13 protein-coding genes are annotated in these 16,022 nt (G+C 43.7%); 5 read left to right on the top strand and 8 right to left on the bottom strand.

Annotation, left to right across the window (positions count from 1 at the left end; genetic code table 11):
* Positions 1-84 precede the first annotated feature (84 nt).
* From Xbed_RS10655 to yieE, 7 genes are all read right to left on the bottom strand, one after another.
* A complete protein-coding gene (locus tag Xbed_RS10655; RefSeq protein ID WP_086112909.1) occupies positions 85-1,473 on the bottom strand; it encodes an APC family permease in 1,389 nt (462 codons plus the stop codon).
* A gap of 667 nt (positions 1,474-2,140) precedes the next feature.
* Positions 2,141-4,132: a ligand-gated channel protein gene (locus Xbed_RS10645; RefSeq protein WP_086112907.1), complete on the bottom strand. Its 1,992-nt coding sequence runs from the start codon at positions 4,130-4,132 to the stop codon at positions 2,141-2,143.
* Between the two features lie 157 nt (positions 4,133-4,289).
* Positions 4,290-5,078 (bottom strand): ABC transporter ATP-binding protein, encoded by a 789-nt coding sequence (locus Xbed_RS10640; protein WP_086112906.1) that lies wholly within the window; start codon positions 5,076-5,078, stop codon positions 4,290-4,292.
* Positions 5,075-6,160 carry a FecCD family ABC transporter permease gene (locus Xbed_RS10635; RefSeq protein WP_086112905.1) on the bottom strand — a complete coding sequence of 362 codons (1,086 nt, stop codon included), beginning with the start codon at positions 6,158-6,160 and terminating at the stop codon, positions 5,075-5,077. The genes Xbed_RS10640 and Xbed_RS10635 overlap by 4 nt, the downstream gene beginning before the upstream one ends.
* Before the next feature lie 19 nt (positions 6,161-6,179).
* On the bottom strand, positions 6,180-7,280 hold the full coding sequence (locus Xbed_RS10630; protein ID WP_425274951.1) for an ABC transporter substrate-binding protein: 1,101 nt from the start codon (positions 7,278-7,280) through the stop codon (positions 6,180-6,182).
* Positions 7,281-7,542: 262 nt separating this feature from the next.
* Positions 7,543-9,030 (bottom strand): amino acid permease, encoded by a 1,488-nt coding sequence (locus Xbed_RS10625; protein ID WP_086112903.1) that lies wholly within the window; start codon positions 9,028-9,030, stop codon positions 7,543-7,545.
* A 138-nt stretch (positions 9,031-9,168) separates the two neighbouring features.
* Positions 9,169-10,032, bottom strand: a complete 864-nt coding sequence (yieE, locus tag Xbed_RS10620) for a DNA-binding transcriptional regulator YeiE (RefSeq protein ID WP_086112902.1) — start codon at positions 10,030-10,032, stop codon at positions 9,169-9,171.
* Positions 10,033-10,250: 218 nt separating this feature from the next.
* Between yieE and Xbed_RS10615 the strand changes: the two genes are divergently transcribed.
* Positions 10,251-11,333, top strand: coding sequence for a YeiH family protein (locus Xbed_RS10615; protein ID WP_086112901.1), 1,083 nt, complete (start codon positions 10,251-10,253; stop codon positions 11,331-11,333).
* Between the two features lie 127 nt (positions 11,334-11,460).
* Positions 11,461-12,303 (top strand): deoxyribonuclease IV, encoded by an 843-nt coding sequence (gene nfo / locus Xbed_RS10610; RefSeq protein ID WP_086112900.1) that lies wholly within the window; start codon positions 11,461-11,463, stop codon positions 12,301-12,303.
* Here nfo and fruK read toward each other — a convergent pair whose 3' ends face one another.
* Positions 12,304-13,242 carry a 1-phosphofructokinase gene (gene fruK / locus Xbed_RS10605; RefSeq protein WP_086112899.1) on the bottom strand — a complete coding sequence of 313 codons (939 nt, stop codon included), beginning with the start codon at positions 13,240-13,242 and terminating at the stop codon, positions 12,304-12,306.
* Positions 13,243-13,433: 191 nt separating this feature from the next.
* On the opposite strand from fruK, the gene Xbed_RS10600 reads away from it, so the two are divergent.
* From Xbed_RS10600 to yeiP, 3 genes are all read left to right on the top strand, one after another.
* Positions 13,434-13,853: a nucleotide triphosphate diphosphatase NUDT15 gene (locus Xbed_RS10600; protein WP_086112898.1), complete on the top strand. Its 420-nt coding sequence runs from the start codon at positions 13,434-13,436 to the stop codon at positions 13,851-13,853.
* 181 nt (positions 13,854-14,034) lie between these two features.
* Positions 14,035-15,279 (top strand): tryptophan permease, encoded by a 1,245-nt coding sequence (gene mtr, locus Xbed_RS10595; RefSeq protein ID WP_086112897.1) that lies wholly within the window; start codon positions 14,035-14,037, stop codon positions 15,277-15,279.
* 132 nt (positions 15,280-15,411) lie between these two features.
* The gene (yeiP, locus tag Xbed_RS10590; protein ID WP_086112896.1) at positions 15,412-15,984 is read left to right on the top strand and encodes an elongation factor P-like protein YeiP; all 573 of its coding nucleotides are present in this window, start codon (positions 15,412-15,414) and stop codon (positions 15,982-15,984) included.
* Positions 15,985-16,022: the final 38 nt, after the last annotated feature.

Here is a 16,022-nt window from a genome sequence, read left to right as displayed (position 1 = left end):
GTTGCAAAAAAAGTATCTGTATACCCTTATCTTTCAGATAACTGTGGTATTAACAGCAACCTGAAGTCTATCTTGACTATTCCGTTACGTTTGCGATTCACTGAACTGCGGCATTGATTGACGGAAGCCACGGGTCAGGAAAAACATGTAAAGAAGACCAACGCCTCCCCAAGTCAAACCCAACTCCATAGAATTAGCTTCTAAATTCACCCACAAAACCCCGACTGTCGCAGCACCAAGAAGAGGTAAGATCAAGAAATTCAATGTATCTTTCAATGTATTATTGCGACGTTCACGAATATAGAATTGAGAGATCACCGACAAGTTAACGAACGTAAATGCAACCAACGCACCGAAATTAATCAGGGCCGTCGCAGTCACCAGCTCCAGCCAACATGCTGATAAGGCGATAATGCCAACCAATATGACGTTGATCGCGGGAGTACGCCATTTAGGGTGAACATAACCAAATATTTTTTCAGGCAATACACCATCACGTCCCATGACATAGAGCAGACGAGATACCCCCGCGTGCGCCGCCATACCAGAAGCCATGACCGTGACACTGGAAAATATAAGAATTACATACTGGAATAATGCACCAGCCACATAAAGCATAATTTCTGGCTGGGAAGCGTCCGGATTTTTAAACCGAGAAATATCTGGGAAATAGAGTTGTAAGAAATAAGACACCGCAATGAAGATAACACCGCCAATTAATGCGGTCATGAAGATCGCTTTAGGGATAACCTTACCTGCATTTGGTGTTTCTTCCGACAATGAACTAATGCCATCAAAACCAAGAAATGAGAAACAAAGTATCGTCGCGCCAGTGATCATCGGAATCAATTGGGCTTCTTCTGATGTAAATGGCTGAATACTCAGTAACGTTCCTGCGCCTTCTCCATTATAAACACCACGGATCATCAGCCCAACGAGTATCACCATAACCGCAATCTGAATAATCACAACGATGCTATTGATATTCGCAACAACATTGATGCCACTCAGATTGAAGATGGTCATAAGTGCAGTCAATACGACCACAAAGATCCATGGATCAATGCCGGGGAACAAAGCCTGTAGATAAATCTTTGCCAGTAAGACATTGATCATCGGCATCAACATATAATCTAATAAAGACGACCAACCTACCATAAATCCAAGGTGGGGATTCATTGATTTTTGTACGTAAGTATAAGCAGAACCCGCCGATGGAAAGCGTTTTACTAATTTTCCATAACTCAAAGCCGTAAATAAAATCGCGGTCAATGCGATAGCGTAAGATGTCGCAACATGCCCACTGGTCAAACCAGAGACAATACCAAACGTATCAAAAATAGTCATTGGCTGCATATAGGCAAGCCCCATCATGACTACTTGGAATAGAGTCAATGTTCTTCTCAGCTGAACGCGATTGTCAACATTGGTTTGGTTAAAATCAAGTGTAGTCGTGGTGGTATTATGCGACATGAGCGAAATCCCCCATAACTTCGATCTGGGTACTGATACAACTACTTAATCGATAGTTACTGGGTAGACTTCGCATCTGTCTATAGACAGAAAAGAAAGAAAAATTGGAGGAGAGTGAACTAACAGAGGGCCATGCCCCATAGTCATCATTGCAGCAACGAGCGCCAATTGGCACTAGCGCAAAAGAGAATAATTGCTCCATATTTGCATTCCTCAATACAGCAACCCGGTTTCAAGTATGGTTGCTTATGGTCAGTAGTATCGATCCGGAACAGGGTCCGGCCTCTTGGTGTTGTAAAAAATAACGCAAAGCAAAAAAAATAACTGATGCATATTTACACATCAGTTATTTTTAGTGCACGCATTCTGCACTTCAAGTCCAGAAATAGCAAGCGTGATAACACTAAAAATTTATTATTTTTTACGACACTACAGAGCCTTATGGAATAGGCTCTTACTGAGTGAGTACTGGAACTTAACGCCATCATATCCGTTGATCGGCCTCTGATAAGTTTTTAGCACAGAGGTAAGCGATTTGCCATTTAATTGTGATTATTTTAATAGCAAAAAAACACCCCATCATCAATTTTATGATGTCGGGGTGTTTTTATATCATGCCTAAATGTTAAGCAGAATAACTAATATTAATAAGAAGGCGAAAGATTAATTAAAAATCATAATTGATGCCGACATGGTAACGGCGGCCGTCGAGTACTGCATCATGGCTTTCTTGAGTTACGCGTTTATCAAAAACGTTATACACCCCACCTGACACACGTAAGTTTTTATCCAAATTATAAGTTACCCCTAAGTCGACAAAAGTATAAGAAGGGGTTCCATCTTTCATGCCAGTACGGCTCTGATAACTTTTTGTCTTACCACGGAAATTAATACGTGTCCAGGTATCCAACTCGGATAGCGGCTGCCAATTCAGGGTGGCATTCGCCATATGTGTTGGCATTTTATTTAACGCTTCTCCTTTGAACTTACCACTTTTTTGCTCAGAATCGGTATAAGTATAGTTTGCCGCTAATGATAAGTTTTCAACAATATCCCAATTGATGGTGCCTTCGATACCCCGGATATTCGCTTTATCAACATTTGTCCGTTTGTTAATAAAGTCATAATACTTGCCATCGAATAGACATTTATTATCAGGATTTTTATCTTGTTTATCACTGCCTTTATCACAATCTTTAGTTTCAGTGATTTTATCTTTAAAATCAGTATTAAAAATAGTCACACCAATATTAAGGTTTTCTTGATTATTCCAGATAATACTGATTTCTTCATTAAGACTTTTTTCTGGCTTAAGGGCTGGGTTTCCCAAGATCATTCCGTCACTCTTACTCCCACCCGTTACTTGACCCCAGTTAGGGGCAACCTGCCTTAAATCAGGCGAACGGTAACCGGTAGCAACACCACCTTTAATCGTCCATTGCTCGTCAGTGTGCCATACTCCATAGAGGCGAGGTGTCCAATGCATGCCGAAGTTTTGGTCTTTATCCAGCCGAACGCCACCAGTGAGGGCAAAATCATTCCCCATTTGCCATTCGTCTTCTAAAACCAAGGCCCAACTCCAGCGAGTTAATTTATTAACATCTTTAGCCGAAGGTAACTGATTGCCATTGTCGCGTAAATCTTCATAACGATACTGGCCACCGACGCTTACTGTGTGATCGTCGAAGACAAACGTCGTATGGTTATTAAATACCGTCTCATTGTTTGTCATTTCACGTTCAGGATTACGACTTTCATCCCTTTGAATATAAGAAGTCGTCGTACCAAAATCATAAATACCATGATGAGTAACCGCGTAATTATTGCGTTTATAACGGCTGGTATCATTTTCACACGATTTTTTCCCACAGTCTCGGGTCTTACCAATCGTTGAATCACGATCTTGCTCATAGCGGCCAGCTTCAAACGTAAAAGCATTTTTCTCATCTGGCGTTAAAGAGAGAGCGAACGCACCGTTGCGCATTTCCTGCTTTCTAAATCCGCCCAGGAATTTATCTTCATTACGATGAGAATAGAGGCCATTTACCCTCAATCCCAGCAGTCCTTCAATGATCGGCCCTGCGGCATAAATACTGTTCTGGTAACTGTTGCCGGAATTTTTACTTTCAGTCAGGGTAGCATCTGTACCCACACTTAAATGCCATTCTTTTTGAGCTTTACGGGTAATCATATTAATGACACCGCCCATGGCATCAGAACCATAGAGAGAAGACATCGGCCCTCTCACAATTTCAATACGTTCAATGGCGGCTAACGGTGGCAGCCATCCCTGTTCAATTCCCGAACCGTCACTATTCGGACGAGTGCTACGTGTATCAACACGTCTGCCATCAACTAAGATCATGGTATATTTGGAGGCCATACCACGGATACTGATATCACTGCTGCTACCACCCCCCGTAACAACCACACCCGGTACATCTTTCAATGCATCTGTCACATCACGGTAGGCTTTAGTTTCCAACTGTTCACGGCTAACAACCGAAATAGAAGCCGGTGCATCTTCAATTTTCTGCTGAAAACCCGATGCCGTCGTTACAACGATTTTGTCTTCATCATGGTTAGCAGCCAAAACAGTACTGGATGAAATAACGGTGATAATGCCTATTGCGATTTTTTTCTTTGCAAAAACAACCATTCCCGATTCTCCAACAGATAGAGTAGAGTTATTTAAATTAATATGGATAATCGACATACACCCACAGTACAGGGATAATGACTTATCCCTGTTAGTGCTATAGTTATTAAATTAATTAGATTTAAATTTTAAAAAAATATTTAATATCTTTTTTATGTTAACTCGCCAATTTCGCCACTAAACCATCAATTAATACTTGTGGTACTCCCTGAGAACAACGCTCGATTCGGCCTTTAATACCATAAACTTCCGCCAAGCTCTCAGGCGTTATAACTTGTTCAGGTATCCCCTCAGAAATTAATTCACCTTTCTTTAGCATTAATACATGATCACCATGACGCAATGCAATATTGATATCATGGACAACAACAACGGTAATAATATTACGGCGGCGTGTTTCTCGGGCAACTAAGTCCATAACGTGATACTGGTAATTTAAATCCAGCGCACTTAATGGTTCATCCAGTAATAACAGAGTCGGGTGTCGGATTAATGATTGAGCCAATCCAACCAACTGTTTCTGACCACCCGACAATTGATCCAGGTAACTGAGTGCCAAATGATCAATACCAAGCTGGCGTAACAGATCCATCACTTCTCTTTCACACTGGCTATTACTGATGCCACCTGATGCCCGTTGGGCAACAATAACAGATTCCAGTACGTGAAGGTGAACACCCGCCGGCAACGATTGGGGCAGGTACACCACGTTCTGAGCACGTTGGGCAAAATTCATCTGCATTAAATCCTGCCCATCCAGCAGTAGTTCCCCATTCGCTTTATTCAGTCCAGCCAGCGAACGCAGAAGTGTGGATTTTCCACAGCCATTTGGTCCCAATAACACCGTGATTTGACCACGCGGCAGGGTATTGACATCCAAATTTTGAATGACAGGATGCTTCGGATACCCCGTCGTCAGACGATTGATTTTTAGTCCCTGACTCATACATTCCCCCTATGGCGTAAGACTATGCTAAGGAAGAAGGGGACACCGACTAACGATGTCACGATCCCCACCGGAATGATGACTCCCGGGATCAAATTCTTAGAAGCAATGGAGGCCATTGACAAAACTAATGCGCCAATCAGCGCACTTGCCGGCAGGAAGAAACGGTGATCTTCGCCAAACATCATTCTGGCGATATGGGGGGCCACCAGACCAATAAACGCAATAGGACCGACAAACGCAACGGCTAACGCAGTCAGGATACTGATACGCAATAAGGTTCCCAAACGAAGGCGGCGGATATTGATCCCAAAGCTGCTGGCACGATCTTCTCCCAACCGCAACGCCGTCAGTTTCCAAGAGTTACTCATTGAGATCGGCATAATCACGGCAAAAACTAACATCATGATGCCCAGTTTTTCCCATGTCGCTCTGCCAAGACTCCCCATCGTCCAGAAGACCAGTCCCTGTAAGGTGTCTTCGGTGGCGATAAATTGCATCATGGAAACCAGCGCCCTGAAGGAAAATACCATCGCAATGCCGAACAATACCACACCAGAGGTCGCCACCCTTGTCCAACGAGTGATGCCATCAAGCATCAAGGCCGCCAGCAATGCAAAAAGAAAAGCATTCGCAGAGATGAACCACTGATCCGGTATTCCGGAAATGCCTATCCCAAGCACAATAGCCAATGCCGCACCAAAAGATGCGGCATCGGAAAGCCCCAAAGTAAATGGGCTGGCTAATGGGTTATTCAGGACTGTTTGCATTTCAGCACCAGCCAGTCCAAGGGACAGGCCAATCACTACCGCCATCAAAGCATAGGGTAATCGAATATCCCAAACAATCACCCTTGTCGCTGCATTAACGCTTTCTGGTGAAACGAGTGTTTGCCAGAGGGTTTGCAGCGATAACCCTGATGGTCCCATGGTAAAATCCAGTACAACAGAGGCACCAATCACCAAAACGATAAACAATATCCATGCAATACGTCGGCGCAGGATATGACGATAATGTGCTTTGATATCGCACTCATTCAATGGCTGTTTTGCTGTTGGCATAGGTTCAGTAGTGACGCTCATTTTTATTACCTGTTACTGCTTATTTCTCACTAACCCAATACGTACCTGCTGGTTCAACAGCCAAGAATTTATTGTGAAGTTCTTTTAATGTTTGTTGTGGATCTAAGTCAGCAAATTTTTCAGGATAGAACCATTTGGCAAAAACTTGTGTCACAACAACGTTATAAGGCGAGTTGTAGTAATGATGCCAGATAGCATGGCTACGGCCTTCTTTCACAGCAGTTAAGGTGTTGATGCCACTGCGTTCAGTCACGGTTTTCAAGCCGGCACGAGCGACATCCACGGAAGTTTTGGCGCCCATTTGAACCCCTGCGTCTTTATCACCCGGATCTTGTGCACCACTGGCAATATAGATATAAGGATCTTCAGCAATCACTTTTTCCAGATTCATGGTTCCCAATGGGGATGGCAGTACATTTTTCGCGATGTTTTTACCGCCAGCCAGGTCAATGAAGTTCCCCATATTGCCGTTACCCGCCGTACCACAGCAATCTTCTCTGAAACCCGCTAACAGCTCAATAAATACAGAGGGTTTCTGGTTCTCCGGTATACGGTCAGTAATATCCGTCACCCGCTTCTGATTTTTTTCATAAAAATCAGCGTAAGCATTTGCTTGCTCTTCGCGGTGCAGAACTTTGCCCAGCATACGGATGCTCGGTAAGGTGTTATGCAAAGGGTCGTTGCGGAAATCGACAAAAACAACCGGAATACCCGCTCGTTCCAACTGTTTTACCAGTTCACTGTTTTTTCCGGGACCATGTCCGGACAGGCCGAAGATAGCAACATCAGGATTCAGTGTCAGTACTTTCTCGGAACTGACGCTGTCTTCACTGGTATTGCCAATCAGGGGAATATTGTCGATTTCAGGGAATTTAGCTTTATAGACGGAGTAAGTTTGTGGGTCTAGTTTGCGGAAGTCACCTTGCCAGCCAGCAATACGGGCCAGAGGTTTATCGCCTTCTAACAGTGCAATAGAATGGAATAGACGACCTTCGCCCAATAAGATCCGGTTGACTTTTTCAGGCACTTCCACAGTACGTCCAGCAACATCAGTGACTGTTTCAGCCCAAGATGAAAAACTTGCCATCATGGCGGAGCCTGCCATCAGACCGACACTCATACTTTTCACGACTGCTCGAAATACAAACTTCACTTTAGTTAGCCTCTTCATACAACAATTGTGCCGCTAACAATAAAGCAAATAAGAATACTTATCAATGCGATTGATTCAGTATGCCCTAAATTTACAGTCTCTATTTTCCCCATAACCTCCTGAAAAATAAAAACTGCCAATTCCATCACAGAACAGACAGTTTTTTACCACATAATGGCAATAATATTTTAATTAATAAATATCAATTAATTATATAGTTATTAACAAATTACTCTTGGTTGGCGTCTTTAAATGCGGGAAATTCCATCTCACTGTATTTAACAAAGCGAGTTTTCCTTTTCCATTTGTAGCCAAACCAAATGATGAGAAATAACGGAATGCCAATGTAAGTTGCAACAACGCCATACCAATCAATCTTATCTTGCAGGAACGCCTGATAGTTCTGCCCCAAAGTGATCGCCAGACATAAAACAAAAGCAAAAATCGGCCCGATAGGGAAGAAACCGGAGCGGTATGGCAAATCATTCAAATCCAGTCCGCGTGCAACATAGCCTTTCCGGAAACGATAATGGCTGATTGCAATACCTAACCAGGCGATAAATCCCGTCATCCCGGAAGTATTCAATAACCACAGGTAGACGGTTTGGTTGCCAAACATAGAACTGAGGAAGCACAATCCCGCGACCACCGTTGTGACATAAAGCGCATTACGGGGAACCCCCCCTTGCGACAAATGACCAAAAATTTTCGGTGCCTTCCCTTCCCTCGCCAGGGTGAATAGCATTCGGGTAGAAGCATACATTCCTGAATTTCCCGCCGAAAGCACAGCGGTTAATATCACCGCATTCATGACGGCAGCGGCTGACAGCAATCCGGCATTTTGAAAGACTAACGTGAACGGGCTAACGCTGATATCTTTCACCCCATTACGCAATAAGCTCGGATCAGTATAAGGAATGATTAAGCTGATAATCAAAATGGCAAACACATAGAACAATAAGATACGCCAGAATACCTTACGAACAGCACGAGGGATGTTTTTTGCCGGATCTTTAGATTCCCCTGCGGTGATCCCAATTAATTCTGTGCCCTGAAAAGAGAAGCCGACAATCATTGCCACCCCAATCATAGCGGCAAAACCGCCCGCAAATGGCGCATCATCAATGGTCCAATTATGCCAGCCTGCGCCTTCAGCACCTTTCATGATGCCGACGATCATGAGAATACCGACCACGATGAAAACAATAACCGTAGAGACTTTAATCAGGGAGAACCAATATTCTGCTTCACCAAAACCTTTAACGGAGATGAAATTCAACAGAAAAATCACGCCAAGAAACAATGCACTCCATACCCAGCCAGGAACATCATTGAACCAGTACCCCATCACCAATTGCGCAGCAACAAGGTCAACGGCAATCGTTACCGCCCAGTTGTACCAGTAGTTCCATCCCAGTGCGAAACCAAAACCTTCATCCACATATTTGGAGCCATAGGTTGAAAATGATCCTGAAACCGGCATGTACGCGGCCAATTCACCCAAGCTGGTCATCAGGAAATAGACCATCAGACCAATTAACGCATAGGAAAGTAAGGCTCCAGCAGGACCTGCCTGAGAAATCGTTGCGCCTGAAGCAACAAATAACCCTGTACCAATTGATCCACCGATGGCAATCATTGCCATATGTCGTGCTTTTAATTCGCGGCGCAGGTTTCTTGGAGCCTGATCCCGTGGCGTACATTGTTCTTGAGACATTCTATTCCTATATCATTAAAAATAACTTTAATGCGGAATTGTAACAAATCTTCGTCTCCAGAATAGCGGCGATTCGTGGTTATAAGATACCTTCATAATTCATAACCCATTATAAGCTACACGATTATGTACTTAGCATTAGTGACAATAACTCAGTAACTTCTGTAACGCATTGGACATGTGTTTCTGACGATGATAAATCAAGTACAGGTGACGATTGAGACTCAGCCCCGGGATCACCAGTTCAGCCAATGTCCCATTTTTTAGTTGCTCTTGGACGACTTTCCGTGAAAGGCAACTGATCCCCATGCCATATTGAACCGCATGTTTAATGGCTTCTGAGTTGCCTAATTCCATCGCGATATTGAATCGAGGCATTTGAGAGAACAAAAGATGATCTAACACTTCTCGGGTTCCTGAACCTTTTTCCCTCAATATCCAAGGTGCGGTAATCAGATCCTCAACAGTCAAATCGCGTTGCAACAGCAGACTGTCTGGCGAAGAGAAAATGATCAACTCATCTTCCATCCACGGTTGTGTGATCAATTCAGGATCGTGACATAAACCTTCAATCAAGCCCAAATCGACCCGGAATTCCACCACTGCCTTTATGACATCTTCTGTATTGCCGATATGCAATTCCAAGGGGGTGTCAGGATAATCCCGACGATATTTCGCCAGCATTTCAGGCAACATATAATTGCCAATCGTGCTACTGGCCGCTAACCGTAATGCCCCCAATTCGAGTTTGAAAAGCTGTTCCACTTCGCCGGCCTGCTCAAGCAATGCCAGCGCCTTAGGATAGAGCAAACGCCCATGTTCATTGGTCACCAGACGTTTTCCTACTCTATCAAATAGCTGTACTCCCAACTGCCCTTCCAGATCCGTCAGTGAAGCACTGACCGCAGATTGGGATAACGCTAATTGCTGAGAAGCCTGTGTCGTTGAACCACTTTTTAGAACTTCTGCAAAAATCTCCAGTTGTCTCAGAGTGATACGCATATGGCCTCACGGGAAGCAAAATAAAATTAAAAGGTTGTCTTGATTTTAGACAGTATTAGGCAACTTAACAAAAGTCGCCCTTAATTAACCATTTTTAATGGTCATTGATATAGATATTATCAATTTTATTGATTTATGTGTTAGCTATATGCTTATTCCTAAAATATATATTCTTAAAACACATATTCTTAAAACACATAAGATATAGAGTCGTCGCAATGTCTGAAAACCAATGCAGTAATCGCAAAAAGCCTCACCCAAATACTGTCATAAAATTCATTCCCGGATTGATATTAACCGCAACCCTGACTGCGTTCGCTATTTATATCGGCCGTATTCCGTGGTTTATCAACATGGGGTTAGGCGTCCTGACCCTTGCGATTCTCTTGGGGATGGGTATCGGCAACACCGTGTATCCGTTCTTAAAATCCACCTGCGATAGCGGCATCCATTTTTCCAAACACTATCTCCTGCGGGCTGGCATCATCCTTTACGGGTTTCGATTAACATTTCAACAAATCACCGATGTAGGTGCGGCTGGAATACTGATTGATGTCATCATGCTTTCTTCAACTTTTTTTATCGCTTTATGGGTTGGACGCAAGTTTTTCCAACTGGATCGCCAAACTGTCATTCTGATTGGTGCCGGAAGCAGCATTTGTGGAGCGGCGGCAGTTATGGCAACAGAACCCGTGGTGAAAGCGTCTGCCAGCAAAGTCACTGTAGCGGTCTCTACCGTGGTCATTTTTGGCACACTCGCCATCTTTATCTATCCGTGGTTTTACCAACTCAATGTTCATTACCAGTGGGTTAACCTCTCTCAAGAAGCATTTGGTATCTTCTCTGGGTCAACGGTTCATGAAGTGGCCCAAGTGGTTGCGATTGGGCATACATTGGGAGACGATGCTGAAAATGCGGCCGTTATCAGCAAAATGATCCGTGTTATGCTGCTGGCACCTTTCTTGTTGCTGCTTTCCTGCTATCTCAACCGCATAGAAGCACCGAATTGTAATACCGGGCAGAAAAAATTCCCAATCACCATTCCCTGGTTTGCGGTGTTTTTTATTGCAACGGCGGGTTTCAATTCTTTTCATTTATTACCGCAGTCCGTTGTTAACTATATCATTGCCACGGATACCATCATGCTGGCGATGGCAATGGTTGCATTGGGCTTAACCACTCATGTCAGCGCCATTCGTCAGGCAGGGATCAAACCCATTTTATTGGCATTAATTTTGTTTATCTGGTTAATGGTGGGAGGGTTGATGATTAATCAAGGTATTCAGAATTTATTGAGTTAGTCCAAAATGAAACAGGATGGGGGTGCCCAATTAGACTCACTATTTCAGGGAAACGGACGCTTTCCGGCAAAATTTTATCAACGGGGCGAACAATGCCATAATGATGAAAAAAACAGGAGAAAAGTATATGAAATTTGTTGGAGCCCATGTGAGCGCGGCGGGTGGTGTCGATCAGGCGGTGATCCGTGCCCATGAATTAAAAGCAACGGCCTTTGCCCTGTTCACGAAAAATCAGCGCCAGTGGCACGCCCCACCGTTAGCGGCAAATATCATTGATCAATTTAAGGAAAATTGTGAACGTTATGGCTATGACAGCCAACAAATCCTTCCCCATGACAGCTATTTGATTAATCTTGGCCATCCTGAAACTGAAGCACTGGAGAAATCCCGCGCAGCATTCCTTGATGAAATGCAACGCTGTGAGCAGTTAGGCATCAGTCTGCTTAATTTCCATCCGGGCAGTCATCTCAACAAAATCGATATTGATCAGTGTCTCGCTCGTATTGCGGAATCCATTAATATCACTTTGGATAAAACACAAGGTGTTATTGCCGTCATCGAAAATACCGCCGGGCAGGGAACCAACCTGGGTTTTAAGTTTGAACAACTCGCTGCGATTATTGATGGTGTCGAAGACAAAACCCGTGTGGGTGTCTGCATTGATACCTGCCACGCTTTCGCCGCAGGTTATGATTTACGCACTGAAAAAGATTGCGATAAAACGTTCAAAGCATTCGATGACGTCGTTGGATTCACGTATCTTAAAGCCATGCACCTGAACGATGCCAAGAGTGAATTTTCCAGTCGTGTTGACCGACACCACAGCCTTGGCGAAGGTAATATCGGCAAAACGCCTTTCAGTTATATCATGAAAGATGATCGCTTCAATGGCATTCCCTTAATACTTGAAACGATCAACCCAGATATTTGGGATCAAGAAATTGCCTGGCTGAAATCTCAACAAAATTGATTATCTGACCGAAGTCAGTTCGATCCTTGACATCATTGATGCAAGTTCAGTGCGACTTCTGATCCCAACGTTCGACTGGCTGACCGTAAGTGCGGAAACTGCGGTTGCCAGACGCAACGTATGTTCACTCGATTCACGCATCAACAAACCATAAACCAATCCACCAACCATGGAATCCCCTGCCCCAACAGTGCTGACAACCTCACAATGTGGCGGTTTTGCCAGCCATGCACCCGAGGCATTAGCCCATAGCGCCCCCTGCTCCCCCAATGAAATGACCACATGGGCGATCCCTTTGTCGCGCAATTTATGGGCAGCATCAATCACACTGTCCAAATCCGGCAGGGGTCTGCCAGCCCAAATTTCCAATTCATGGCGATTAGGTTTCACCAGCCATGGCGATGCCTTGAGGCCAGCAACGAACGCTTCACGGCTACTGTCAAAAATAACACAAGGGCAACACTGCCGTAATTGCATCATCCAATCTGCGAATAACTCTGGCGCAACCCCCTCAGGCAAACTGCCGCTGACAACCACCATGTCAAACTGCCCCAACCATGTGAGGGAATCACTGACAAATTGACGCCATTCTTCTTGTGTCACATGGAAACCGGAAAAGTTAAAATCCGTCACTTCACCCTGTTTTTCTGTCAGTTTTACATTGATGCGCGTTCGACCTGATACTAAATGGAAGCGATTTGCCATAGTATTTTCACTGAAAAACTGCTGAAATCCTTCCTGATTATCCCGCCCCAGAAAACCGCTGACAGTCACATCAATGCCTAAGTCACGCAGTACCTTCGCAACATTGTTTCCTTTACCAGCCGCATTCAGTCCTGCGGTCTGTACACGGTTAACGGTTCCCTTAATAATATCTGGGCATAAACCAACTAAATCATAAGCTGGATTTAAGGTAATTGTGGCAACTCGGCGGCTCATCTTGCCCGATGTCTCCTGAATAAACAGTCATAAGTAACATTAAGATTTATCTATATATTTATATCATCAAAATTGAATCGTTTCAGTTAAAATTACGCCCTGATTGATCATTGTGTTACTCCAGTTTAAAAGTGAAAATAGGTGACTAAGTCATTCAGTTGGTAAATGTTCAATCTGGAGGAATTTATCCCGTGTCAGTGGTTGTCGGAGTGGGTGTTATTATCGTTAACGCCAAGGGTGAAGTTCTATTGGGAAAACGTACCAGCAAACATGCTCCGTATTGGTCAATTTTTGGCGGACATGTTGATCCCGGTGAAACTTTCGAAGAATGCGCCATGCGTGAAATTCAGGAAGAAATTGGCCTCACAATCCAAGACCCCAAAGTCTATGGCATTTGCAATAATCTCGAAACTTATCACGAAGAAGGAAAACACACCGTTTCAGTCTGTTTGCTGGCACACTATACCGGAGGTGAACCCAAATTAATGGAGCCAGATAAATGCGAACAACTTATTTGGTGCGACCCTAACCATCTTCCCGAACCTCATTTTGAAGCCAGCCGCAATGCCATCGAACTCTGGCAAAAGGCGCAGTTCTATTCAGAAACTTAATATCCCTTAAAGGTGGGTTCATCCAAATAACCTGCCTATCTTTGTCTACAAAATGCGACAAAAGCCATTTAACTCTCTTTCTTCCATAACTATTTGTCTTCCATAAATATTTGTTTACACATATTATTCATTCATGTATCTTCGTGCTAGTACAAGGTAACACCATTTATCAGGAGTCTATATGACCATTGAGGTAACGCAAAATTTAAAACGCCCCTCCATATTAGGTGGCGCAATGATCATTGCCGGTACTGCTATCGGTGCAGGTATGTTTTCCATTCCCATTGTCACCTCTGGTGTCTGGTTTGCAGGATCAATAATTTTGCTGGTGTACACCTGTGTATGTCTGTATTTTTCTAGTCTGATGATTCTGGAAGCCAATCTGAATTATCCCGTTGGCGCCAGTTTCCATACTGTCGCCAAGGATTTGCTGGGTAATCACTGGAGCATTCTGACCGATTTATCCATCACATTTGTTCTGTATATCCTAACCTATGCTTATGTTTCAGCGGGTAGCTCAATTATTTTACTCAATATTGAACATATTATTCCGATGAAACAGTCAGTGGCTGGGCTGATTTTCGCCTTTATCGTTGCCTTCATTGTCTGGTTGTCCACTAAAGCAGTAGACCGTTTAAGTACTATCCTGATAGGCGGTATGGTAATCACCTTTATCATGTCTGTCGGGGGGATGTTTACTGAAGTCAAACCCGCTATTTTATTTGATCAGGCCAATACCGAAGCGAATTATTTGCCTTACGCTTTAATCGCCCTGCCCTACCTATTGGCTTCATTTGGTTATCACGGCAACGTTCCTGGGCTTATTAAGTATTATCACAAAGACAGTAAAGCGGTGACCCGCAGCTTGTTATACGGAACATTGACAACATTAGTCATCTACATTTTGTGGCAGTATGTGATTCAGGGAAATATTCCCCGTGAGGTCTTCAAACAAATTATTGCAGATGGCGGTAATATCGGTAACTTGCTGCAACAGATGAATCATACATCCAGCAACGCAACCGTGGCCCAGCTTCTGAATGCTTTCTCCTATATGGCATTGGCAAGTTCATTTTTGGGCGTATCACTGGGATTGTTTGATTATCTGGCTGACTTTTTTAAATTCGATGACAGTAGAAAAGGCCGTTTTAAAACCGCATTGATTACCTTTGTTCCCCCTACTGTGCTGGCACTGATTTTCCCGAATGGTTTCTTGTACGCAATTGGTTTTGCCGGTCTGGCAGCAACCATTTGGGCGGTGATTGTCCCTGCATTAATGGCCCGAGCCAGTCGCAAGCGTTATCCAACCGCCAGCTATCAGGCTCCTGGCGGTAATTTCCTGATCGCCTTTGTTATTCTGTTTGGTTTGATCAATGCAATAGCACATATCCTCTCTTTGTTTAATTTATTACCTGCTTACCGTTAATCACGTCCTTTTGCCCCCCGTATTTTTTACGGGGGCATCCATTCACCTCTTGCCTAACAGACTGACTGCGAGTAATTTTGTCGCCACTTAAATATTCATTCCACTATTTCCCCGTTCTTATGGAAGGTATCTATGGCTAAAGCCAATGAAATTAAACGCGGTGCTGCAATCAGCCACAATGGAAAACTATTGTTAGTTAAAGACATCGATATTCAGTCCCCCAGCGCCCGTGGAGCCAGCACTTTGTATAAAATGCGTTTTACTGATATTCGCACTGGTCAGAAAGTGGAAGAGCGTTTCAAAGGTGATGACATTCTTGACGCCATCACATTAACTCGCCGTGGTGTCAGTTTTTCCTACATTGATGGTGATGAATATATTTTCATGGATGATGAAGATTTCACGCCTTATCACTTCAAAAAAGATCAAATCGAAGAAGAGTTGCTATTCATTCCAGAAGAAGGTTTACCAGGAATGCAAGTGCTAACGATGGAGGGACAATTACTGGCTCTTGAATTACCACAAACGGTTGATATGGTCATTGAAGAAACATCACCAGGCATTAAAGGTGCATCAGCCAGTGCTCGTACTAAACCCGCTAAAATGAGTACAGGGCTGACAGTTCAAGTTCCTGAATACCTGAGTTCAGGCGAAAAAATCCGCATTCACATTGTGGAGCGTCGTTATATGGGACGTTGTGATTAAACCTGTCTTTTTAAATATGAGTTGCTCTTTCTATGAAA

Origin of the sequence: Xenorhabdus beddingii (assembly GCF_002127545.1) — a bacterium.
In the GTDB taxonomy this organism is placed as follows: Bacteria; Pseudomonadota; Gammaproteobacteria; order Enterobacterales; family Enterobacteriaceae; genus Xenorhabdus; species Xenorhabdus beddingii.
Note: the sequence above shows the minus strand (reverse complement) of the source record. Positions and strands in the feature narration are given on the sequence as shown.

Excerpts from the sequence above, each read along its gene's own strand:
- Xbed_RS10630 (WP_425274951.1), bottom strand. The coding sequence starts at position 7,280 with ATGAGTGTCGGTCTGATGGCAGGCTCCGCCATGATGGCAAGTTTTTCA.
- Xbed_RS10625 (WP_086112903.1), bottom strand. The coding sequence starts at position 9,030 with ATGTCTCAAGAACAATGTACGCCACGGGATCAGGCTCCAAGAAACCTG.
- Xbed_RS10655 (WP_086112909.1), bottom strand. The coding sequence starts at position 1,473 with ATGTCGCATAATACCACCACGACTACACTTGATTTTAACCAAACCAAT.
- Xbed_RS10645 (WP_086112907.1), bottom strand. The coding sequence starts at position 4,132 with ATGGTTGTTTTTGCAAAGAAAAAAATCGCAATAGGCATTATCACCGTT.
- fruK (WP_086112899.1), bottom strand. The coding sequence starts at position 13,242 with ATGAGCCGCCGAGTTGCCACAATTACCTTAAATCCAGCTTATGATTTA.
- Xbed_RS10615 (WP_086112901.1), top strand. The coding sequence starts at position 10,251 with ATGTCTGAAAACCAATGCAGTAATCGCAAAAAGCCTCACCCAAATACT.
- Xbed_RS10640 (WP_086112906.1), bottom strand. The coding sequence starts at position 5,078 with ATGAGTCAGGGACTAAAAATCAATCGTCTGACGACGGGGTATCCGAAG.
- yieE (WP_086112902.1), bottom strand. The coding sequence starts at position 10,032 with ATGCGTATCACTCTGAGACAACTGGAGATTTTTGCAGAAGTTCTAAAA.
- Xbed_RS10635 (WP_086112905.1), bottom strand. The coding sequence starts at position 6,160 with ATGAGCGTCACTACTGAACCTATGCCAACAGCAAAACAGCCATTGAAT.
- nfo (WP_086112900.1), top strand. The coding sequence starts at position 11,461 with ATGAAATTTGTTGGAGCCCATGTGAGCGCGGCGGGTGGTGTCGATCAG.
- yeiP (WP_086112896.1), top strand. The coding sequence starts at position 15,412 with ATGGCTAAAGCCAATGAAATTAAACGCGGTGCTGCAATCAGCCACAAT.
- mtr (WP_086112897.1), top strand. The coding sequence starts at position 14,035 with ATGACCATTGAGGTAACGCAAAATTTAAAACGCCCCTCCATATTAGGT.